The organism is Rhizobium sp. AN73, from assembly GCF_030757975.1.
In the GTDB taxonomy this organism is placed as follows: Bacteria; Pseudomonadota; Alphaproteobacteria; order Rhizobiales; family Rhizobiaceae; genus Agrobacterium; species Agrobacterium arsenijevicii.
Window position 1 is genome coordinate 1,385,992 of the sequence record NZ_JARWME010000001.1, and the last position, 21,008, is coordinate 1,406,999.

General features: G+C 59.7%; 23 protein-coding genes. 9 read left to right on the top strand and 14 right to left on the bottom strand.

The genetic code is table 11. The annotated features are described in order from the left end of the window. Positions 1–85 precede the first annotated feature (85 nt). Together RBH10_RS06115 and rpmB are read right to left on the bottom strand one after the other, a co-directional pair. Positions 86–730, bottom strand: coding sequence for a queuosine precursor transporter (locus RBH10_RS06115; protein ID WP_045019001.1), 645 nt, complete (start codon positions 728–730; stop codon positions 86–88). 111 nt (positions 731–841) lie between these two features. After that, entirely contained in the window at positions 842–1,132 is a 291-nt protein-coding gene (gene rpmB / locus RBH10_RS06120; protein ID WP_003509888.1) for a 50S ribosomal protein L28, read from the bottom strand. 252 nt (positions 1,133–1,384) lie between these two features. On the opposite strand from rpmB, the gene RBH10_RS06125 reads away from it, so the two are divergent. Next, positions 1,385–2,158, top strand: coding sequence for a DUF3108 domain-containing protein (locus RBH10_RS06125; protein WP_306180467.1), 774 nt, complete (start codon positions 1,385–1,387; stop codon positions 2,156–2,158). Positions 2,159–2,163: 5 nt separating this feature from the next. On the opposite strand, the gene RBH10_RS06130 is transcribed toward RBH10_RS06125, so the two are convergent. Continuing rightward, positions 2,164–2,604 carry a cupin domain-containing protein gene (locus RBH10_RS06130; protein ID WP_281037806.1) on the bottom strand — a complete coding sequence of 147 codons (441 nt, stop codon included), beginning with the start codon at positions 2,602–2,604 and terminating at the stop codon, positions 2,164–2,166. Beyond that, positions 2,604–3,374, bottom strand: coding sequence for a hydroxyacylglutathione hydrolase (gene gloB / locus RBH10_RS06135; protein ID WP_281037805.1), 771 nt, complete (start codon positions 3,372–3,374; stop codon positions 2,604–2,606). The genes RBH10_RS06130 and gloB overlap by 1 nt, the downstream gene beginning before the upstream one ends. Before the next feature lie 106 nt (positions 3,375–3,480). On the opposite strand from gloB, the gene RBH10_RS06140 reads away from it, so the two are divergent. The 3 genes from RBH10_RS06140 (at position 3,481) to RBH10_RS06150 (ending at position 6,362) form a co-directional block, all read left to right on the top strand. Then, positions 3,481–4,242, top strand: coding sequence for a class I SAM-dependent methyltransferase (locus RBH10_RS06140; RefSeq protein WP_281037804.1), 762 nt, complete (start codon positions 3,481–3,483; stop codon positions 4,240–4,242). Between the two features lie 84 nt (positions 4,243–4,326). Further along, positions 4,327–5,433, top strand: a complete 1,107-nt coding sequence (hisC, locus tag RBH10_RS06145; RefSeq protein ID WP_045018987.1) for a histidinol-phosphate transaminase — start codon at positions 4,327–4,329, stop codon at positions 5,431–5,433. Next, positions 5,337–6,362, top strand: a complete 1,026-nt coding sequence (locus RBH10_RS06150) for a prephenate/arogenate dehydrogenase family protein (RefSeq protein ID WP_281037850.1) — start codon at positions 5,337–5,339, stop codon at positions 6,360–6,362. The genes hisC and RBH10_RS06150 overlap by 97 nt, the downstream gene beginning before the upstream one ends. A 102-nt stretch (positions 6,363–6,464) precedes the next feature. Here RBH10_RS06150 and RBH10_RS06155 read toward each other — a convergent pair whose 3' ends face one another. Beyond that, a complete protein-coding gene (locus RBH10_RS06155; RefSeq protein ID WP_045018983.1) occupies positions 6,465–7,466 on the bottom strand; it encodes a DUF2125 domain-containing protein in 1,002 nt (333 codons plus the stop codon). A 49-nt stretch (positions 7,467–7,515) separates the two neighbouring features. Here RBH10_RS06155 and RBH10_RS06160 point away from each other — a divergent pair, with 49 nt between their 5' ends. Next, a complete protein-coding gene (locus tag RBH10_RS06160; RefSeq protein ID WP_281037803.1) occupies positions 7,516–8,067 on the top strand; it encodes a gamma-glutamylcyclotransferase in 552 nt (183 codons plus the stop codon). Here the strand turns inward: RBH10_RS06160 and RBH10_RS06165 are convergent. From RBH10_RS06165 to ftsE, 4 genes are all read right to left on the bottom strand, one after another. Next, on the bottom strand, positions 8,040–8,837 hold the full coding sequence (locus tag RBH10_RS06165) for a 1-acyl-sn-glycerol-3-phosphate acyltransferase (RefSeq protein ID WP_281037802.1): 798 nt from the start codon (positions 8,835–8,837) through the stop codon (positions 8,040–8,042). The genes RBH10_RS06160 and RBH10_RS06165 overlap by 28 nt on opposite strands. Before the next feature lie 116 nt (positions 8,838–8,953). Continuing rightward, entirely contained in the window at positions 8,954–9,691 is a 738-nt protein-coding gene (locus RBH10_RS06170; RefSeq protein WP_045018980.1) for a YdcF family protein, read from the bottom strand. A gap of 113 nt (positions 9,692–9,804) precedes the next feature. After that, positions 9,805–10,812, bottom strand: coding sequence for an ABC transporter permease (locus tag RBH10_RS06175; protein ID WP_045018978.1), 1,008 nt, complete (start codon positions 10,810–10,812; stop codon positions 9,805–9,807). After that, positions 10,805–11,464 carry a cell division ATP-binding protein FtsE gene (gene ftsE, locus RBH10_RS06180; protein ID WP_003511334.1) on the bottom strand — a complete coding sequence of 220 codons (660 nt, stop codon included), beginning with the start codon at positions 11,462–11,464 and terminating at the stop codon, positions 10,805–10,807. The genes RBH10_RS06175 and ftsE overlap by 8 nt, the downstream gene beginning before the upstream one ends. A 200-nt stretch (positions 11,465–11,664) precedes the next feature. On the opposite strand from ftsE, the gene RBH10_RS06185 reads away from it, so the two are divergent. From RBH10_RS06185 to RBH10_RS06195, 3 genes are all read left to right on the top strand, one after another. Continuing rightward, positions 11,665–12,333: a hypothetical protein gene (locus RBH10_RS06185; protein WP_281037801.1), complete on the top strand. Its 669-nt coding sequence runs from the start codon at positions 11,665–11,667 to the stop codon at positions 12,331–12,333. A gap of 70 nt (positions 12,334–12,403) precedes the next feature. Beyond that, positions 12,404–12,946: a hypoxanthine phosphoribosyltransferase gene (gene hpt, locus RBH10_RS06190; protein WP_045018973.1), complete on the top strand. Its 543-nt coding sequence runs from the start codon at positions 12,404–12,406 to the stop codon at positions 12,944–12,946. A gap of 144 nt (positions 12,947–13,090) precedes the next feature. After that, positions 13,091–13,450, top strand: a complete 360-nt coding sequence (locus RBH10_RS06195; RefSeq protein WP_281037800.1) for a response regulator — start codon at positions 13,091–13,093, stop codon at positions 13,448–13,450. Between the two features lie 248 nt (positions 13,451–13,698). Here the strand turns inward: RBH10_RS06195 and RBH10_RS06200 are convergent, their stop codons facing one another. The 4 genes from RBH10_RS06200 to argH form a co-directional block, all read right to left on the bottom strand. Further along, complete coding sequence (locus RBH10_RS06200) at positions 13,699–16,383, bottom strand: TIGR02302 family protein (protein WP_281037799.1); 2,685 nt, start codon at positions 16,381–16,383, stop codon at positions 13,699–13,701. Between the two features lie 167 nt (positions 16,384–16,550). After that, positions 16,551–17,819, bottom strand: coding sequence for a diaminopimelate decarboxylase (gene lysA / locus RBH10_RS06205; RefSeq protein ID WP_281037798.1), 1,269 nt, complete (start codon positions 17,817–17,819; stop codon positions 16,551–16,553). A gap of 13 nt (positions 17,820–17,832) precedes the next feature. After that, positions 17,833–18,036: a lipoprotein gene (locus RBH10_RS06210; protein ID WP_020809890.1), complete on the bottom strand. Its 204-nt coding sequence runs from the start codon at positions 18,034–18,036 to the stop codon at positions 17,833–17,835. A gap of 94 nt (positions 18,037–18,130) precedes the next feature. Further along, positions 18,131–19,531 carry an argininosuccinate lyase gene (argH, locus tag RBH10_RS06215; protein WP_281037797.1) on the bottom strand — a complete coding sequence of 467 codons (1,401 nt, stop codon included), beginning with the start codon at positions 19,529–19,531 and terminating at the stop codon, positions 18,131–18,133. A gap of 24 nt (positions 19,532–19,555) precedes the next feature. Between argH and RBH10_RS06220 the strand changes: the two genes are divergently transcribed. Then, the gene (locus RBH10_RS06220) at positions 19,556–20,218 is read left to right on the top strand and encodes a TlpA disulfide reductase family protein (protein WP_281037796.1); all 663 of its coding nucleotides are present in this window, start codon (positions 19,556–19,558) and stop codon (positions 20,216–20,218) included. 22 nt (positions 20,219–20,240) lie between these two features. Here the strand turns inward: RBH10_RS06220 and RBH10_RS06225 are convergent, their stop codons facing one another. After that, positions 20,241–20,897, bottom strand: a complete 657-nt coding sequence (locus tag RBH10_RS06225) for a hypothetical protein (RefSeq protein ID WP_281037795.1) — start codon at positions 20,895–20,897, stop codon at positions 20,241–20,243. Positions 20,898–21,008 lie beyond the last annotated feature (111 nt).

The following is a 21,008-nucleotide window of genomic DNA, read 5'->3' on the forward strand; positions in this document are numbered from 1 at the left end:
CCTGCCTCCTAGCTATGCAACGGACGGCAGACTGCAACGCCGTCTGCGAGTTTGCAAGCGTGATTTGATCCACGCTTGCAAGGCCTCAAGCGCGGCCTGATTTGACGGTCTTTGGCATCGGCTTCAGCGTGTTCATCAGCGCGCCGTAAGGCAGGAGCATGACGAGGCCGACGAGGATCTTCACCGAAAGGTCGCCCAGCGCCCAGGAGATCCAGCGAGGGGCTTCCAGGGCGAAGACGCCGAGCACAGGAGCGTTTTCGATGGCGAAGGCATCGTTGGGGCCAACGAAGGAGAAACTCGCTGCAAAGGCGATGGAGAAGAACAGGGCCGTATCCAGCACCGAACCCAGCATGGAGCCGGCAAGCGGCGCATGCCACCAGCGCTGGCGGCGCAGGCGGTTGAACACGGAAATGTCGAGCAGCTGGCCGATCAGATAGGCGGTGCCGGAAGCGACCGCGATACGCGGGATGGATGTCCAGAAGGACAGTGTGACTCCGACGACGAAGCCGGCAAGCACGACGCGGCGCGCGACCGAGGGGCCAAACTGGCGGTTCGTGAGGTCCGTGACTAGGAAGGCAACCGGATAGGTAAAGGCGCCCCAGGTCAGAAGATCGCCGAGATTGACGCCAAACAGCGATCCGGCAACGGGGTATTGCACCAGAATATTGGAGGCGACGACAACAAGTGTCATCAAGAGAACGTAGATCAGCGTGTAGCGCAGGTAGGGCATTTTTTTATCCTGGGTGATGCCACCAGTTGGAGCCGCATTAGAACAGACAAAAGGCTTGAGCGGCCAAAGCCATTCAAGCCTTCTGAATATCGATGATGTCGAAACCGCTAATTAAGCAGCTTCGGCCGTCTTCTTGGCGATCTGGCGGCGCAGGAGACGAGCGCGCATGCTCAGTTCGTTTTCGCCGGACTTCAGAAGGAAGGCATCGAGGCCGCCACGGTGTTCAACGGAGCGCAGAGCCGCTGCGGAAACACGCAGGCGGAAACGCTGGCCGAGAGCATCGGAGATCAACGTAACCTGGCAAAGGTTCGGAAGGAACCGGCGCTTGGTCTTGTTGTTGGCGTGGCTGACGTTGTTGCCCGTCTGGACGCCCTTGCCGGTCAATTCGCATACACGGGACATGGGTACACCTATTTCGTTTTGTCTGTTTCACCACTGGCTCGCCACCGGCAAAACCGTGGTGGCAATCCAACTGGCCATGATTGGAAAGTTGCGGTTCTATAGTCAGACGGGACTTAACAGTCAAGCCGCTCGCGAGCAAATGAAAGGAAATTCCGGCGTTTTCAACCGGCATCCGCTTTTTTATTGCCACAAGTCGGCGTATATGATCGCCCGATAAGGCCGCTTCCGCGCCTCTTTTAAGGTGATATCCGAATGATTGCCAGAGGAAAAAGCATTTTCATGGCAGCGACAATAGCGTTTGCGGGCGTATCTCCCTCGCTCGCCGCCGAAGCTCGCCATACAAGCGAATACAGCATCAATCTCGGCATTTTGCCGATCGCCAAAGCCAGTTTTTCGACTCGCATGAATGGCCCGAACTATTCGATCTCCGGTTCCTTCAGTTCGGCGGGGCTTGCAAGCATTCTGGCGGACATTTCCGGCAAGACGACGATATCAGGCGCCAAACGCGGCCATCGGCTGCAGGCGAACACGTATTCGCTGGTCTACAAGGACGGCAAGCGGGTGCGGACCTATGACGTGGTCTATCGCAACGGCAACGTCACATCGACGACGGTGAAACCGGAGCCGAAGGCCCGGCCGGACAACTGGGTGAATGTGAAGGACGGCGACCTGCGCTCCGTCCTCGATCCGATCTCCGGCCTCATCATTCCCGCCGGCGGCCGCATCTGCCCTTCGCGCCTGCCGATCTACGACGGCAGATCGCGGCTGGATCTGGTTTTGAGCCCCGGCGGCACCAAACCCTTCAAGACCAACGGCTTCAGCGGCGATGCCATAGTCTGCAAGGCGCGTTACGTGCCGAAGTCGGGTTATAGGCAGGGGCGCAAGGATATCGAATATCTGAAATCCATCTCCATGGAGATCTGGTTCGCCAAATCAGACAATATGGATGTCTATGCGCCGGTCTACGCCGTCATTCCGACGCGGGTAGGCCAAGTTTACATCACCGCCACCAAATATGGCGGTTGATGCAGTTACGGCGTGTCTCCCGGCGACCAGCCGGGTTCAGCCATGACAAAGCTTGAAAAGGCGAAGCCCGGCGAGACGGTGCAGCCGACGAGGGTGAATTCGCCGAGGCTTTCAGCCGATTGCCAGCAATTGGCCGGAACGATCACCTGCGGGCGCTCGCCTTCCAGAATGGCGGGGCCGAGTGTAAAGGTCTGGACCTCCCTGCCGTCTTCCGAAAGATGCAGTGCGATCGGCGCGCCGGCATAATAGTGCCACACCTCCACCGCATCGGTGACAAGATGCCAGTGTGAGCGCTCACCCTTCTCCAGAAGATAATAGATCGCCGTCGAATGGCCGCGCTCGCCGCCCGCCTTGTCGCGAAATGTCTGGTGATAAAAACCACCCTCGGGGTGCGGTTCCAGCCCCAGTTCGCGAATGATTGCTGCCGCAGACAGATCGGCCCCCATCAGAAATTGTCCTTGCGTGTGCGGATTTCCGCAAAGACTTCGGCGTCGGTTGCGCCTTCAAGGCCAAGATGCTTGCGGATGCCGGCATCGGCGACCCGCATATAGGGGTTGGTCTGTTTTTCCAGTCCGATGGTGGTGGGGATGGTAAATTCATTCGCCTGCCGCGCTTTTTCGACACGCGCCGCGCGCTCGTTCAGAACCGCGTTGTCAGGATCGACGGTGAGCGCGAAACGGGCATTCGAGAGCGTGTATTCGTGGCCGAAATAGACCCTTGTGTCATCCGGCAGCGCCATCAGTTTCTGGAAAGAGTGCCACATATCCCCTGCCGGGCGTTCGAACAGGCGGCCGCAGCCCATGGCAAACAGCGTATCTGCGGCAAATAGCAGGCCGTCATCGGGCAGATAATAACAGATATGCCCCGCCGTGTGGCCGGGCGTGGCGATGACCTGAACGCGACGCCCTGCAAATTCGAACTCGTCGCCATCGGCCTGCGAACGGTCGAGGCCGGGGATCGCAACCGCCTCGTCATAGGGGCCGTGAATTTCGCACTGAAATTTATCCTTCAGCGCCAGATTGGCTTCCACATGGTCCTGATGGTGATGGGTGGTGAAGATATGCGTGAGCTTCCAGCCGTGGCCATCGAGCGCCTGCAGGATCGGGCGTTCCTCCGGCGCATCGATGGCAGCGGTCGCCCCGCTTTCCGGATCGTGCAGGAGAACCCCGAAATTGTCGCTGCGGCAAAGAAAGACGTCTATTTCCAAAGGTTTCATTGTTTCCTCTCGATTTGCCGGCCGAAACCGGCGCATTTGTCCGCCTGTATTTCAATGTAGGCGCAGACGCCTTGAAGTCCAACCGCCTGATGCTACATTCTCGCCCATGAACACCGATATCGTCGATCTGCGCGAATTCTATCATTCCCCGCTTGGCCGTGCGGCCGAACAGGCGATTACCATGGCGCTTTCGACGCTCTGGCCGCCTTTGCCGGAAGAACGGCTGGTCGGCCTCGGTTATGCGGTGCCGTTTCTGGAACGGTTCCGTCACGACACGGAGCGCACCTTCGCCTTCATGCCAGCGGGACAGGGGGCGGTGAACTGGCCGGCGGGCGAACTTTCCTCCACGGCGCTGGTGTTTGACGAAGAATTGCCGCTGCCCGATTCGTCGATAGACCGGGTGCTGATGGTGCATGCGCTGGAATTTGCCGAAAATCCGCGCGAAACCCTGAAGGAACTCTGGCGGGTGCTGGCGCCCGGCGGCCGTCTGGTGATCGTGGTGCCGAACCGGCGCGGTGTCTGGGCGCGCATGGAGCACACGCCTTTCGGCTCCGGCCGACCCTATTCGCGCGGGCAGTTGACGGCGCTTCTGCGCGAGACCAATTTCACGCCGGGGGCTTCCGCCGAGGCGCTGTTTTTCCCGCCGACGACGAGCCGCCCTGTGCTGAAATTCCGCCGTTACCTCGAACTGACCGGCCGCAGGCTGTGGCCCCTGTTTTCCGGCGTTATCGTGGTGGAAGCGCAAAAACGTCTCTATCAGGGATTGCCGGTCACCCAGCGCGCCTCGCGCCGGGTTTTCGTGCCGGTTCTGGCGCCGCAGGGTGTGCCCACCACCCGCACTGCCGTGAAGCATGGAAAGCCGCGCTGACCCTCGACAAAACGCCCATTCCGGTCTAATGCCTCCGGCATTGCTTTTGCCGGGTTCTCCGGCGCATTTCCGAAGGTCGATCAAATGAGTGCAGAGCTTAGCCAACCTCTTCCGCGTCCGGGTATTCTGGATATCGCCGCTTATGTTCCCGGCAAGGAACATGTGGACGGCGTTGCGAAGGTTTATAAGCTCTCCTCGAATGAAACGCCGCTCGGGCCGAGCCCGAAGGCCATCGAAGCCTTCGGTGCTGCCGCCAGCCATCTGGAAATCTATCCGGACGGTCAGGCGATTGCGTTGCGTCAGGCGATTGCCGATGTGCATGGTCTCAACATCGCGAATATCATGTGCGGTAATGGTTCGGATGAGCTTCTCGGCCTGCTTTGCCATGTTTATCTCGGTGCCGGTGACGAGGCGATCATCACCGAACACGGTTTCCTCGTCTACAAGATCCAGATCATGGGCGCAGGCGCGACACCTGTCACGGTGAAGGAAAAGGATTGCGCCGTCGATGTGGACGCCGTGCTTGCCGCCGTCACGCCCAAGACGAAGATGGTTTTCATTGCCAACCCCGGCAATCCGACCGGCACTTACGTTCCGGTCGCGGAAATCCGCCGCCTTCAGGCCAGCCTGCCGAAACATGTCGTGCTGGTGCTGGATGCCGCCTATGCGGAATATGTACGCAAGAACGACTACGAGGCAGGGCTCGAACTGGTGTCCGGCAACCGCAACGTGGTGATGACCCGCACCTTCTCGAAGGTCTACGGTCTGGCCGCACTGCGCGTCGGCTGGATGTATGCTCCGGCAGATATTATCGATGCGCTGAACCGTGTGCGCGGGCCGTTCAACATGAGCGCGCCGGCCATTGCGGCGGGTGCCGCTGCTATCCGCGATCAGGCATTCGTCCAAAAGGCAGTGGCACATAATGCCCTGTGGATGGAAAAACTGGTCACGACCTTTACCGGCCTCGGCCTCAAGGTCACGCCGTCGGTCACAAACTTCATCCTCATCCATTTCCCCGATCAGGATGGCAAGCGTGCGACGGATGCGGACGAGTTCCTGAGCCGCCGCGGTTACATTCTGCGTGCCGTGCGTGGATACGGTTTCCCCAATGCCTTGCGTATGACCGTCGGCTCGGAAGAGGCCAATCTCGGCGTCATCGCCGCGCTCACCGAGTTTATGGGGCAGGCGTAATGGGCGAGATCATGTTCGAACGCATCGCGCTGATCGGCATCGGCCTCATTGGCTCGTCGATTGCCCGCGACATCAAGGAATTGGGGCTTGCGCGGCATGTCACGATTTCCACCCGCAGCGAGGAAACGCTGAAACGGGCGGAAGAACTGGCGCTCGGTACGGATTACACCGTCTCGGCGGCGGAGGCCGTGAAGGATGCCGATCTCGTCATCGTTTCGGTCCCGGTCGGCGCATCGGAAAGTGTCGCGCAGCAGATCGCACCGCATCTGAAACCCGGCGCGATCGTTACCGATGTCGGTTCCACCAAGGCCTCGGTCATCGCGCAGATGGCGCCGCATATGCCAGACAATGTGCATTTCATTCCCGGACATCCGCTGGCGGGTACGGAAAAATCCGGCCCGGATGCCGGTTTTCCCGGCCTCTTCCGCGAGCGCTGGTGCATCTTCACGCCGCTGCCGGGTACGGACGCCCAGGCGCTGGAAAAGCTGAAGGATTTCTGGCGGGCGCTTGGTTCCCGTGTCGATGAAATGGATGCCGAACACCACGACAAGGTTCTGGCGATCGTCTCGCATCTGCCGCATATCATCGCCTACAACATCGTCGGCACGGCGGACGATCTGGAGACGGTGACCGAATCGGAAGTCATCAAATATTCGGCCTCCGGCTTCCGTGACTTCACCCGTCTGGCCGCCTCCGATCCGACCATGTGGCGCGATGTCTGCCTGCACAACAAGGATGCCATCCTTGAAATGCTGGCGCGTTTTTCCGAGGATCTCGCCTCCCTACAAAGGGCGATCCGCTGGGGGGAGGGCGACAAGCTGTTCGAGCTGTTCTCCCGCACCCGCGCCATCCGCCGCTCGATCGTGCAGGCCGGTCAGGATGTCGACGCGCCAGACTTCGGCCGTCACACGCTGGACCAGAAGAAATAAGGCGCTTCTACCACGCCGTCATGGCCGGATTCGATTCGGCCAGGCTTTCCTCCGTCATCCTTGGGTCAAGCCCGAGGATGACATTGAATATAGGTCTGCAGCTCAGATCGGCGGGATCTTCCCGAGCGGGATGAAGCCACTAATGGTGGCACGGCCGCGGTCCACGACGAGATCAACCGATGCCCTGTCACCGCCACCGGCGAGAGCGCGCAGCATCTTGCGGGCGGTATCGATGGTGGATTGCAGCTGCGGGAAAGCCTGCTTGGCATTATCAGACCATGCGCCGAGCTTTTCGATCTCCAACTTGAACTGGCCGGAGAGATATCCCTCATTGTCGAAGGAGAAGGGGCCGCTGATGCGCATGGTGCGGCCCTCGCCGATATCGGCGACCAACCGGCGAAGCTCGCCGCTAGCGCCGTAAAGCCCGGTATCATCGCTGCCGTCGACCATGCCCGCCTTGCCGGCAAGGGTGACATCGGCGATGGCGTTGAGGCGCGGCAGAATTTGCGGCCAGTCCTTGATGACGGTCGCCGAGTCGGTCACGGTTATCGCGCCATCGAGATCGGCGCCGTTCTGGCGCAGATGCATTTCCGTCTTGGCGGCATCGAAGTCGATCGTCTGACCGGTGACGGTGGAAACCGCCTGCGCCTTCAGACCGTCGATGACGAGCGAGGTGCGGTCGATACCCCTAAGCTTGGTGACGATGCTCGATTGCATATTCTGCCATGCGGCTGAAACAGTGAGGCCGTGCGCGTTGCGGATTTCAGCGGGTCCGTCCAGTTCCCAGACGATATGGCCGGGGTTGTAGACCTGTGCTGCGGAGCGCAATTCTCCGAAGGAAGCGGAAACGCCATTCTGCTTGTCGTCCACGGTCACCTTGGAGCAGAAGAGGCCGATGCGGAACGGATAACCCTTGAAGGCGATATCGCCGCATTCGCCGCTGACGTTTCTGGCCTGCGAGGGGGAGATGACGTTTAGAACCGTCTGCTTCAGCCTGTCGGCGGCATAAAACCACCCCGCCGTGTAAAGTCCGATGACCAGCACGACGGCGATACCAAGCCAGAGGAATTTTTTGACCGTGCCGGATTGGCTTGACGATGCCATATTGATCTCCGATGAACAGACTTCAGATAAATACGATTTGGCTTGGGATATGGACGATTTTTGGGTCTTTGGCTACGGTTCGTTGATGTGGAACCCGGGCTTTGCCTTTGAGGAAAGGCAGCAGGCGCGGCTGCACGGCTATCGGCGCTCCCTCTGCATCAGTTCCAACGTGTATCGCGGTACGGAAGAAAAGCCCGGCCTCGTGCTGGGTCTGGAGCGCGGCGGTTCCTGCCTCGGTGTCGCCTTTCGGGTGCGGGGAGCCGACCACGGTCCGGTCATGGCCTATCTGCGCGAGCGCGAACTGGTAACCAATGTCTACAAGGAACGCGTCGTCGCCATAGCACTTGCCAATGGCACGCGCGGCAGCGCCGTGACCTATGTGGCCGATCCAGCCCACGAGCAATATATCGGCGGTCTGGGTGTTGCCGAGGCGGCCATCATTGTTGCTGCCGCATCGGGCCGGTCCGGCCCGAACACAGATTACGTTTTCAACACCGTGCAGCATCTGCAGGATATGGGCATTCGCGACTCGCTTCTGGAAAGCATCGCCGCGAGTGTCGGCACGGTCGCGGCTCAGCCGGCGGCGGTCTCCGTCCCCTGAAGTTCGGCGATACGCTTTACGGCGGTCGGCGGCAAAGGCAGGTGGGGATTGTTGCGCGCGGTCTCCAGCAGCAGCTCGTCGCTCGCCTTTTCCGTCACCTCGATCAATGTCTTGAAAAAGACGTCGGGGTCCAGCCCCGGCTCGATGGCCGGCAAAATCCGCACCTTGAAATGGCCGGGATATCGCATGGTCGAGCGGCGCGGCCAGAACAGGCCGGGATGCATGGCAACGGGGATGACGGGAACTTTCAGGTCGCGGTAAAGACGGGCGATACCGTAACGATATTCGGGTTCGGCGCCGGGCGGGCGGCGCGTGCCTTCGGGATAGATGATGAGCTCGCGGCCCGCTGCCATTTCCTCTTTCGCCCGCTCCATCACCTTCAGCATCACCTTGCCACGTGCGGCGCGATTGACGGGGATCATGCGCTGCTTCATCGCATACCAGCCGAACAGCGGAATCCATAAAAGCTCGCGCTTCAGAATATAGACCGGATCGGGAAGGTTGGGCAGCAGCGCATAGGTGTCCCAGAAGGACTGGTGCTTGGGCGCGAAGATACAGCCGGTTTCGGGAATGTTTTCCAGCCCCTCGACCTCGAAGGTGGTGCCGACGATGACCTTCATCAGCCAATGGTTGGATCGCGCCCAGTTCTTGGGAATTTCATAGGCTATTTTGCGCGGCAGGATGAAATAGATCGGCGTCAGCACGATCATGCGGACAATCAGATTGAGATAAAAGAGCGTATTGAAAAGAAAAGAGCGCAGCTTGAGCATCAACAGACATCCCGGGGCGCAGCCGTTCCGAAGCCCTTGAGCGCGCCTCGATGCCGGATGCCGATGCCAGACGCCTACACGAAAACAAGGCCCGGCAGCAAGCCTGTTCTCGCCATTCATGGGGAAGCGGCTGACGCCTTGATGGCGGGATGATCGGCGGCGGCCTTGCGCAGGCCGTCACCCTTGCCGAGACCGGTCAGGTCGCGTCCCGCCGCGATCACGAATTTCATATATTCGTAAAGCATGGTTCGGACGACATCCGGCTCCACGAACCAGTTGGTGCGGGCAAGGTCCGCGCTGATGACGGGGTAGGCGATGAATTCCGTCTGCGGGCTGGCATTGCGCAACTCATGCAGGCTGCGGTGCATATGGTAATTGTTGGTGACGACGACGATGGCGGAATAACCGTGATCGCGTATCCAGCTCGCAGCCTCATTGGCGTTGCCGATGGTGTCAATGGCCTTGTAGCCCATGTCCACGCAGCAGGAAAACATGTCCGAAGATCCCTGCGTCATCTTGCGGATTTGCGTGCGGGTGGTGGCGGGGTTGACGCCGGAGATCAGAAGGCGCTTGCCAACGCCATCCCGCAGCAGGCCGACAGCCTGTTCGATGCGTTGATAACCACCGGTCAGGACGATGATCGCGTCGCCCTTCGCGCCCTCGGGCGGGCGCATGGACGCAACGGAATCGGCGAACCACAAAAAACCGCCTGAAAAAGCCCCAAGAGTAATGACGCAAAGCAGGATGAGACCGCGAATAAAACGGCGCAAGCGGCTTCGCCGCGACAACAGGCCCTTTTTGGCCGGTTGCGTGGTCGTCTGATCCTGATCATGGTCCGTCCGACTCACAAACATTCCTCCTGAATACTCGCCGATTAAGGCAAGGAACAGGCATTTTTGTCCACCGTCCGCAGGTTACATCCGGCTTGTGACGGGTGCAGTTTCCTCGCGAGATTTGGAAGACGGTATCACGATGCGACACCGTCGCTTTTCGACGGATCGGAACGGACACGGTCGATATCGTCGATCGTGCGGATGACGGTCACGCGCGCCGTGATGGTGGTGAGGAGCGCGATGATGATCATCGTTGTGGCGATGCCGATATAACCACTGAGGCCAACGGAAAAGGAGCCAAACAGCGCACTTGCCTGATCGCTCTGTGGCGTTGCGACCGTGCTCGATTGCCAGAAACCGGCAGCGAGGAAAACCGTGGCAGCAAGGGCGCTGCCCGCCGCCGCCCCCTTGAGGCTGATTTTCAGGAAGTGCTTCTGGAACTCCCGCGCCACGAAGCTGCTTTCGGCACCGACAAAATGCAGAACCTCGACAATGTGCCGGTTGCCGGAAAGCGCTCCGCGCGTCGCAAACACCACCGTCAGCACCATGGCGGTGAAGACGAGGATGAGGACACCGACGCCGATCATGACCGTGGTTCTGGCCATGGAGACGAGCCTGTCGACCCATGTGCGGTGGTCGTCCAGAAACGCCTGCGGAATTTCGGCCTTCAGCATGTCGCGCATCGCCTGAAAATCGGGCGGGTGGTTTTCATCGATGGTAATGACGACAAGGCGCGGCACCGGCAGTTCGGAAAGATCGAGACCGCTGCCGAGCCACGGCTCGAGAAGACGCGCGGTGGCGGCGTCGTCGAGGATGGTGCCATCCCGTGTGCCGACAAAGGTGAGCGCCAGATTACGCGCCTTGGTCAGCGCCGCATCCATGTCCAGCCCGTCCTCGGGCTTGATCTGGATGGTGATTTCGCGGGAAATCTGGCTCTGCCAGGTGGCGGCGGTGGCGCGCACCATGGAGACGGCACCGAGCGTCAGGCAGGCGAGAAACGCCATGATGGCGATCACCACCATCAGTGCGTTGCCCTGAATGTTGGAGGGCGGCAGAATGGGCGCCATCGGGCGGATGCGCATCGCCGGGCGTTTGGCGGCTGCCGTGTCAGGCGTCAATTGTTTGCGGTTGATCTCATTCATAGATATCGAGCCGCCCCTCGGTAAGGATCATCCGGCGCGCGTCGATCTGGTCCATCAGGCCGAAATCATGGGTGGCGATGACCACCGCGGTACCCAGCCGGTTAAGCTCCAGGAATAGGTTGAGAAGGCGCTTGGCCATCGGCGGATCGACGTTGCCGGTCGGCTCGTCGGCCAGCAATATTTCCGGCTGGTCCATCAATGCGCGGGCAATGGCAGCGCGTTGCTTTTCCCCGCCGGAGAGGATCGCCGGAAGCACATTGATGCGTTCACCAAGCCCGACCCATTTCAGAAGCTCGATCACATCGTTGCGGTAGGCGCTCTCTTCCTTGCCGCGCACGCGCAGCGGCAGGGCGACATTCTCATAGGTCGTCAGATGATCCAGCAGGCGGAAATCCTGAAAGACGATGCCGACGCGGCGGCGCAGCATGGGCAGTTCGCTGCGCGGAATGCGCGACACATCGCGGTTGAACATGCGGATATTGCCGCGCGTCGGCTGCAGCGACATCAGGAGCAGGCGCAGGAACGTGGTCTTGCCGGCACCCGAAGGGCCGGTCAGAAACTGGAACGAACCCTTGGGAATGTCGAAGGTCATGTCCCTCAGGATCTCGGGGCCCATGCCGTAACGCAACCCGACATTTTCGAAATGGATCAACGGACTTCCAGTCTCTTCGTTTCGTGGTGGTTCGCAAACCGCTGGCGCGTAAGGCCCGGATGCGCCGTTTAACCCGGTTCCGGTGGCCTATGCGAGCCGTTTTTGCGAAGCATTAACCAATTAAATTTAAAACTTGGCAGGATTCGTTGCAATGCCCAGTTTTGCGGGCCGGAAAACCTCACCCAAGGAATTCTATGGCTATGTTCCGTTCATCTCGCCGGCAAGCGGCATTCGATTTCGACCTCCTGATGCCGGAAGCGCCGGCGCGCCGGACAGCGCGGACGGTAAACCCAGGCTCCGATGTGGTAGACGCGGAATTTGTCACCATCAAGGAAAACCGTGCGCGTCAGCCCGGAAACGATAATCGCGGCGCAGCGCGCCGGCAGATGGAAAAACCGTCCGTCACCGTCAGTGCGCTCGGTTATGCATTCATCGGCTGGGTAGATCGCAAATTGTCGCGCCTGTCGGTGGATGCCTATTCGGCGCTGGTCGCGGCGCTCGCCATTTTTGTTTTCGTCTGCTCGGGCGGCCTGTCTGTGGTCGTGCCGGAAAAGCCAGTGGTTGTGGCTGCGAACCCGCTTGCCATTTCCCATGTCACCGTCACACCGCAGGAGGCGGGCGGCATGGATGTCCTGCTCATCAACGGCATCGTGGAAAATAACGGCACTGCCCTGGAAGAGGTGCCCGCACTTCGCGCCGATCTCTTCGTCGCCAAGGGGCAGCTGGTTGCCAGCATGGTCATCGAGCCGCCGGTCAGGCAGATGCAGCCCGGTTTCAGCCACGGATTTTCGGCAAAGTTGCGCCATCCCGGTGGAAAAACGCCGGAGATCAAGCTTTCCTTCGTCGAGGCGGGTGCGTCCGAACGTTGACTGTGCTAACGCGTGGTCTTCGTATTTTTACTGAAAGGTAAAATCGGCAAGGCGCAGCACAGGAGAAAGAATGCCCGTCGTCCGTGGAAAAAATATCGAGCCGCTATACACCGCCGAGCAGATTGCCGAGCGCAATCGCGATATGGCCAAGCACATCGCCGGTGGCCCGACCAAGGATTTGCTGGTCATCGCCGTGCTCAAGGGATCGTTCATTTTCGCGGCCGATCTTATCCGTGCGCTGCATGATAGCGGCCTTGCTCCCGAAGTCGAATTCATCACGCTTTCGAGCTATGGCGCCGGCACGGTTTCGCAGGGCGTGAAGATCGTCAAGGATATCGATAGCGACGTGAAGGATCGCGATGTCCTTTTGATCGACGATATTCTTGAATCCGGTCGCACGCTGCGTTTTGCCAAGGAGCTGCTTTACGAGCGCGGCGCCCGCCACGTCACCATCGCCGTGCTGCTCGACAAGAAGGTCAAGCGCAAGGAAGATCTGGAGGCCGATTATGTCGGTTTCGAATGTCCGGATTATTTCGTTGTCGGTTACGGCATGGATGTCGCTTACGCCTTCCGCGAATTGCCCTTTGTCGGTGTTGTCACCGGCGACGCCTGAGCGGCTTTTCGCCGTGCCGGAACGGCACATGGCGGAGACGCCTCATTAACCATTCACCCAGCGAAGGGCTGGGTGTTTACCTCTTGAAAAGAGGAGCCTGCGATGTTGCTCACGGCTGGAAATGATGCCCAGGAGCAATGATTAATGGCGAAGATTCTGATTACCGAAGATGAGGATGCATTGCGGGCCTTCGTTGCCCGTGCCCTGCGTCTCGACGGTCACGAGACCCATGAGGCGGCCGATGGCGAGCAGGGGCTGGAGAAGCTTCAGGAGACCAGTTTCGATCTTCTTCTTTCGGATATCCGCATGCCGGTCATGGATGGCATCGAGCTGGCGCACCGCGCTGCCGCAAGCTTCCCGGCCATGCGCATCCTGTTGATGACGGGTTATGCCGAACAGCGCGAACGTGCCGACGATCTCGCTGAAAAGATCGTCGATGTCGTGTCCAAACCCTTCGCGCTTCCTGATATCCGCAAGGCTGTGGCGCGTGCGCTGGCGGCCTGAGCGATAAGGCTACAGAGATTTGAGAAAGGGCGGCCCTTTGGGCCGCCTTTTTTGTTGCGGAGTTGTCAACTCTCTCCGCCGTCATGCTCGGGCCTGTCCCGAGCATCTGCAACGTCTCGATTGATTGAGACGTGGTTGGATCCTCGGCACAAGGCCAAGGATGACGTTGAGTGTTTGATAAGCTGGCCTTTCCTCAAAAAGGCGCGAGGTTAAACAGGCCGGATCGCCAGGAATGGCCGCCCCTATCCTCACTTGATATCCAGCAACCGCTCCAGATAGTGCCGTTCGACTTCGTCGGGCGGGTTGTTGCCGAGTTTTTCGCGGATGGCTTCGAGAATTTCGCGGGCGCGCTGCACGTCGATTTCGTCCGGCACCTTCACCTGATCGCCAAAATCCGGGCCGGTCGTGCTGCGGGGACGGCCGAGCGGGTCGCGGCCGTTCTGGCCGCCCTGACCCGCCATGCCTTCCTGTCCCTGTCCGGGCTGCTGGCCCTGCTGGCGCATGGCCTGCATGATCTGGCCCATCATGTCCTGTGCGCCCTGGCGCAACGCGTTCAGCGCATTGCCCTGGCCTTCGACGGCCTGTTCACCCTGGCTCTTGCCCAGCGCTTCGCCGGCGCCCTGCATTTCCTGCTGCGCCTTGCCAAAGTTTTCACCCGGTTCCATGCCGAGATCGCGAAGGCCCTGCTGCAATTCGCCGAGCTGCTTGCCGAGCGCATCCTGCTGCGCCCGCAGGTTTTTCAGCGCCTCGCGCAATTGTTCGGCGGTCATCTGGTCGTTGGGCTGTCCGCCTTGCTGGCTGTTCTCGCCCTGCTGGCCCTGTTGCGGCTGCTGGCCGTTTTCGCCCATCTGCGGGTCTTCGCCTTCGCCGCCATCCTGCGGGTCGCCGCGCTGCATGCGGTCGCGCAGGGCCTGGTCGAGCTTGAAAGTCTCGTCCATCAGCTTCTGCTGCTGTTGCAAGATTTCGCCCAACTTGTCGATCTGCTGGCGCATCTTGCTGCTCTGTTGCTGCCCCTGCTGGCCCTGACGTTGCGGGCGCCCTGCCTGCAGATTGTTCATCATCCGTTGCAGTTGCGAGAGCATTTCCTGCGCCGCGTCGCGATTGCCGGAGCGGGCGAGGTTCTCGATCTGGTTCATCATGTTTTCCAGATCGCGCTGGCGGAGAACGTTTTGCGCCTGTTGGTTCATGTTGGCTTGCGGCGCATTCTGCATGCGCTGTGCAAGCTCGCTCATGAACTGCTGCATCGCCTCGCGCAGTTCCTGCATCAGCTTGGCAATCTCCTGGTCGGAGGCACTGCGCTGAAGCGCCTCGGAAAGCGCGGTCTGCGCATCGCGCAGGCGTTTTTCCGCCTGCGAAAGATCGCCATCCTCGATGCCGAGCGCGATCTCCCAGAGATAGTCTGCGGTATTCTTCAGCATCTCCTGATTATAGGCGAGCCGCATGCGGGTCTGCGCCGATTGCAGCAGGAGATAATGCGTGGTGTTGGGAATGGTTTCTTCCGGGCGCAGACCCACCGCCTCGTTATAGGCGATCGCCTTCGGCATCTGGCGTGTGTCCAGAGAGAAGATCTGCCGCTGTTCGGCAACGGCAGCCGCCAGCGGTTCGGAGAAGTTGCGCCCCGGCAGCACCATTTCATGCGCGGGGCTGCGGCCGGTCTGGCCGGCACCATCAGTTGCCACCAGCGTGATGCGCACGCGTTTGCCTGCCATCGGGTGTTCGGTCAGGTTGCGGCTGGTCAGGCCCTTGATCTCGCGATTGTTCTGACGCGGGAGATCGAGCTTAAATTCCGGCGGCGGGTAAAGTGCTGTCGCACCCTGCGCAACGCCAAGCGGCTCGATGATGGCATGGGCTTCCTTGATGCCATAATCGTCCTTGGCGGTGAAACCCACCTCCAGTGCGCCGTTGACGGCGCGGCGCGGCATATTGTCGAAGGCGATGGTCGGTGGCTGGTCGGGGATGACGTTGAACACCCATTGTTCGCCGTTGGCGGTGATCATGCCGCTTTCGGTAACATCCATGGCAAAGGTGCGCGGCGTGACAGGTTGATCCGGCGCGCGCTTTTCGGTCTGAACGGCCACATCGCCACTTGCGCTGTCGGCACGCGTCGCCTCGGGAGCAAGCTTTTGCAGGGCGCCGGCGGTCTCAGGCTCGAAGGTCACTTCCTCGCCACCATCGCCACCCGTCATGCGGATCGTCAGTTTGGAGGATTGCGGCACGGAAACCGCGTCGCGGCCGGTCGCATCGCGTCCGGTCAGGAAGATCGGGGCGCGGCCGGTATAGGCGGGCGGCGTCACCCAGGCGTCGAGACGGATATCGGGATTGAGCGGACCGACGGCCGGCCGGCTGCGGAAGGCATCCGCAATCGTGCCTGCACCATTGGAATAGGAAAAACCGAAGGCGGCGACCAGAAAAAGGGCCGGAATGGCGCGTAATGCCGAGCGGTCGTAACGGGCGATATCGGGTTTCGGCAGACCGGCATTGAGCGCGGCGATCCGTTCCGCCATGCGGATCTGGTGTTCTTTCCACAAAGCGCGGGAAATGGGTGTGTCGAAGGCCGGTTCGTCTTCCTGCACGCCGACCGGCTGGTGCGCCAGACCGTTGCGCTCTTCCAGAAGACGCGAAGCATCATTATCCGTCGGCCATTTCAACCGGACGATCGGCATAATGGTGCTGATGAAACCGAAAACCAGCAGGAAAACAATGCCAAGCCGCAGGAAGTCAGGCATGTGCCGGTAGAGGCCGAACCAGGCGAGCACGAGAAATACGGCGGCGATGGAGAGCGGCCACAGGGTCTTCGGCGCTACCCTTTCCGAAAACAGCACGATTTTTGCGAAGAAGCGTTTAGCCGCAACCCGGCGGGCAAGGTCTGGCCGCTGCGCGAATGCGCCGGTCGGGCGCTTTCTGCCTGTCCTGTCCTCTCCGGCTGTGGTCATCAATCCGTTCTCCCGGTTCTGGCCACGTCAAACGCCATTCCCGGAACGGCGAGCTGCTTGTATTCTGAGGGGCAAGGATAACATTCTTTGTGGCGAAGACGAGGGCAAGCGGATGCTCACCCCCATTTTTTAGGCAGCTTCGCTCAATTGTGATCAATTGGGCAGGATCAATCGAGCCAGGCGGGTACGGAATCGAGAGCGATCAGTTCCTCATAGGTGCCGCGCGGGCGGATGACGTGGAACTTGTCGCCCTTTACCAGCACTTCCGGCACCAGCAGGCGCGAATTATAGGTGCCTGCCTGCACGGCGCCATAAGCACCGGCGGAGCTGACGGCGATCAGATCACCCGGCTGCGGTGCGGCCATCTCGCGGTCCAGTGCCAGATAGTCACCGGTCTCGCAAACGGGGCCGACAATATCCGCCTTGATACGCGGTGTGTCCTCGGCAGGCTGCACCACCGGGCGGATGCCGTGATAGGCCTCATAAAGCGTCGGACGAATGAGGTCGTTCATCGCACCATCGACGATTACGAAGTTCTTTTCGCCGCCATCCTTCACATAGATCACTTCCGTCACCAGAATACCGGCATTGCCGACGATCAGGCGTCCGGGCTCGGTGATGATCTTGCAATTGAGGCTTTTCAGCTCGTTCTTGACGATATGCGCATAGGCATCCGGCAACGGCGGCGGGTTGTTGTCTTCCCGATAGGGGATGCCGAGGCCACCGCCGATATCGACGTGGCTGATCTTATGTCCGTCAGTGCGCAGGGACTCCACCAGTTCGCGCAGCAGCCGGAAGGCATCCTCGAAAGGCTGCAATTCGGTGATCTGGCTGCCGATATGCATGTCGATGCCAGTAACTTCGATACCGGGCAAGGTGGCGGCATGGGCGTAGACCGCACGGGCACGCTCATAGGAAATGCCGAACTTGTTTTCCTTCTTGCCGGTGGAAATCTTGGCGTGGGTGCGCGCATCCACGTCAGGATTGATGCGGAAGGAAACATGCGCCCTTTTACCGGCCTTGACGGCGCGCAGGTTGAGGACTTCCAGCTCCGGCTCGGACTCGATGTTGAAGCAGTAGATGCCGGCATCCAGCGCGTAATCCATTTCCGCCACCGTCTTGCCGACGCCGGAAAACATGATGCGGCTTGCCGGCACGCCGGCGCCGAGCGCCCGGCGCAATTCGCCGCCGGAGACCACGTCGATGCCAGCGCCGAGTTTCGCCAGCGTCTTCAGCACCGCCTGATTGGAATTGGCCTTCATGGCGTAACAGACCATGGCGTCCACATCCGCGAAAGCACCGGAAAACACCTTGTAATGGCGCTCCAGCGTCGCGGTGGAATAGACATAGAATGGTGTGCCGACCGCCTTGGCGATCTCAGGCACGGGCACGTTTTCGGCGTGCAGCACGCCGTCGATATAGCCAAAATGGTTCACGGTTTTTTATCCGTCAGAGAAGCTTGTCGAGGATGAAGGGCCGTTCCGCCGTTGCCGGTTTCGTTTCCGTTCCGTCGGCATTGCGTTTGTTGCGCATTTCAACCGGCGTGCTCGGCGGATCGATATCGCCTTTTCGCCCGCAGGCACTGAGAGCGAGGCTGACGGCGAGCGTCATGCCGATGGGAACGATGAGTTTGCGCGCGGTTTTTGAAAGCATGAGCCTGTCCAAAGGAAATATGTGCCTCTCTGATAACGAAAAACAGGGCGCTTGTGCACCCTGTTTCTTGTGATCGCAGCGTAACGCGAATTTATCAGTTACGTCCGCGCCACCAGGCGATCTGCTTCTTCACTTCCGAAGGGGCGGTGCCGCCGAAGCTCACGCGGCTGGCAACCGATGCCTCGACCGAAAGAACGTCGAAAACGCCACTGGTGATGGCGGGGTGGATCGCCTGCAAATCCTCGAGCGAAAGATCGGCCAGATCGCAGCCCTTCTTTTCCGCCAGCGCTACGGCATTGCCGGTCACATGGTGGGCGTCGCGGAAGGGCAGGCCCGCCTCACGCACCAGCCAGTCGGCGAGATCGGTGGCGGTGGAGTATCCCGAACCGGCCGCCGCGCGCATGCGGTCCTTGCGGACTTCGAGGTCGCGGATCATGCCGGTCATGGCGGCAATCGCCAGTTCCAGGCTTTCGGCGGAATCGAAAACCTGTTCCTTGTCTTCCTGCATGTCCTTGGAATAGGCGAGCGGCAGACCCTTCATGACAGTCAGAAGTGCTACCAGCGAGCCGTTGATGCGGCCGGTCTTGGCGCGCACCAGTTCGGCGGCGTCGGGGTTCTTCTTCTGCGGCATGATTGACGAGCCGGTGGAAAAAGCGTCCGACAGGCGGATGAAACCGAATTGCGGCGTCGACCAGATGACGATTTCTTCGGCGAGACGCGACAAATGCGTGGCGCAGATCGAGGCGATCGACAGGAACTCCAGCGCAAAATCGCGGTCGGATACGGTGTCGATGGAGTTGCGGGTTGGCTCGCGGAAGCCAAGCGCCTTTGCCGTCATGTGGCGGTCGATGGGGTAGCCGGTGCCGGCAAGGGCAGCGGCACCGATCGGGCTTTCATCCAGATGCTCGATGGCGTGGCGCACGCGGGCGCGGTCACGGCCGAACATTTCCACGTAAGCCATGCAATGATGGCCGAAGGTGACGGGCTGCGCGGTCTGCAGATGAGTGAAGCCGGGCATGACCGTATCGGCATTTTCTTCGGCGCGATCGAGGAAGGCGGCGATAAGCGCCGTCAGCATGCCCTCGGTCTTTTGCAGCTCTTCCTTCACCCAGAGGCGGAAATCGAGCGCCACCTGGTCGTTGCGCGAACGGGCGGTGTGCAGGCGGCCGGCTGCCGTACCGATGAGGGTTGCAAGGCGCGCTTCGATGTTCATGTGAATGTCTTCGAGCTTGCGCGAGAATTCGAAGGTGCCGGCTTTGATTTCTGACAGGATCGTGTTCAGGCCGTGAACGATCTTGTCTTTATCTTCCTGCGAAATAATGCCTTTTTCCGCCAGCATGGTGGAGTGCGCGATTGAGCCGCGGATGTCCTGGGCATAAAGCTTCTTGTCGAAGCCGATGGAGGCATTTATCTCTTCCATGATGGCTGAGGGGCCGGAAGCGAAACGTCCGCCCCACATCTGGTTGGAGGATTTCTGATCTGTGCCGTCAGCCATGTTCTCAGTGCCTTGGAGTATTCGATGACAGAAAAAAGGCCGTTCAGGCTTCCTTCCGCCAGATTGGTTGCAATTGCTGCCGTTGCCGGTGTCGTGTTCGGCGCGGGTGCGGTCTGGTTCAGGCATATTGGGTCTGAGAGCCTGGTTCAAGGGGCAGCGGTTGCCGAGGGCGGTTTATGTGAGGGTGCGGCAAACCGCATCGCCTCGCTGAAACCCCTTCTGAAAGGCCAGGTGGCGGCCATGTCGGCCACGGATACACCGCGCGTCATCCCGCTGTCCTTCAAGGGGCCGCAAGGGTCGGACATGTCGCTTGCCGATCTCAAGGGTAAGGCGGTTCTCCTCAACCTGTGGGCCACCTGGTGTGTGCCGTGCCGGGAAGAAATGCCTGCGCTGAACGCACTCGAGAAGGAAAAGGGCAACGACGGCTTTGAGGTCGTAGCTGTCAATATCGACACCGGCGCAGATGAAAAACCGAAAGCCTTCATGGACGAATACAAGATCGATGCGCTGAAGCTCTATCGCGACAGTTCCATGGGCGTCTTTAACGTGCTGAAAAAAGAAGGGCTGGCCTTCGGCCTTCCCGCGACGTTGCTTCTGGACGAAAAAGGCTGCCTGCTTGCGGCCATGAACGGCCCGGCAGCCTGGGACAGCGAGGATGCCAAGGCGTTGATATCGGCAGTCAGATGACTGCCGATATCTCCTCTCGAGGTCAGTACAGTGGGTCGATTGACACGCCATAATAGAGACCTCGGCCAACACGCCCCTGATTACCTTCCAGAGTGATGCCGAAGCCGGCTTCAATTTCCTTCAGGACTGCGGCCTTGATGGAAGCGTTGGTCGATGCTTTGTAGGTAATAGAGTAGTCCAGATCTGCCTTGAAAGCAGAACGCACGATATGCGCGTTTTGCTTTTTCCGCTGTTTGCGGAGAATGTTTCGGCACTCCGGCCCGAGATCTTTTTCGATGGCTTCGAGTTTATCGAGGCCGTATTCAAGATACTCGATATTGCTGAACTTGATTGTCAGGTTGCTCACATATTGTGCGCTGGTTGAAAAACCAAGTTTCTGGAGATTGTCTCCGTTGAAGGAAAAATCTTTCTTGCGTCCGAAATCGTTGATTTCTCCCGTTCCTTTTTCAGGCGTTCCGGGAAGTTTCACATATTCTGGAGAGCATATGTAACCAAGAGAGACATCGTCTTTGTCGTTATACCGATTGATCTTTTTCCAGACGATGTTGCCTGGGCCGTAGTTGGTGCTGGGCGGAACGGTCGTGAGATAGCCTGCCCTTCTGACTATTTCCCGCGGATTTTCCGAAACACAGCCGGTAGCGAGAATGGCAACAACAGACATCGCAATATAAATTTTCATGAAAGCCCCCAAAAGAATCACAGTTGTGACTTTGGGGTTTGCGCGCATTGCGCGTCTACTTACTTAATGATCGCATAGATTGCATTTTGGCCTGAACGACAGTTGTGTTGT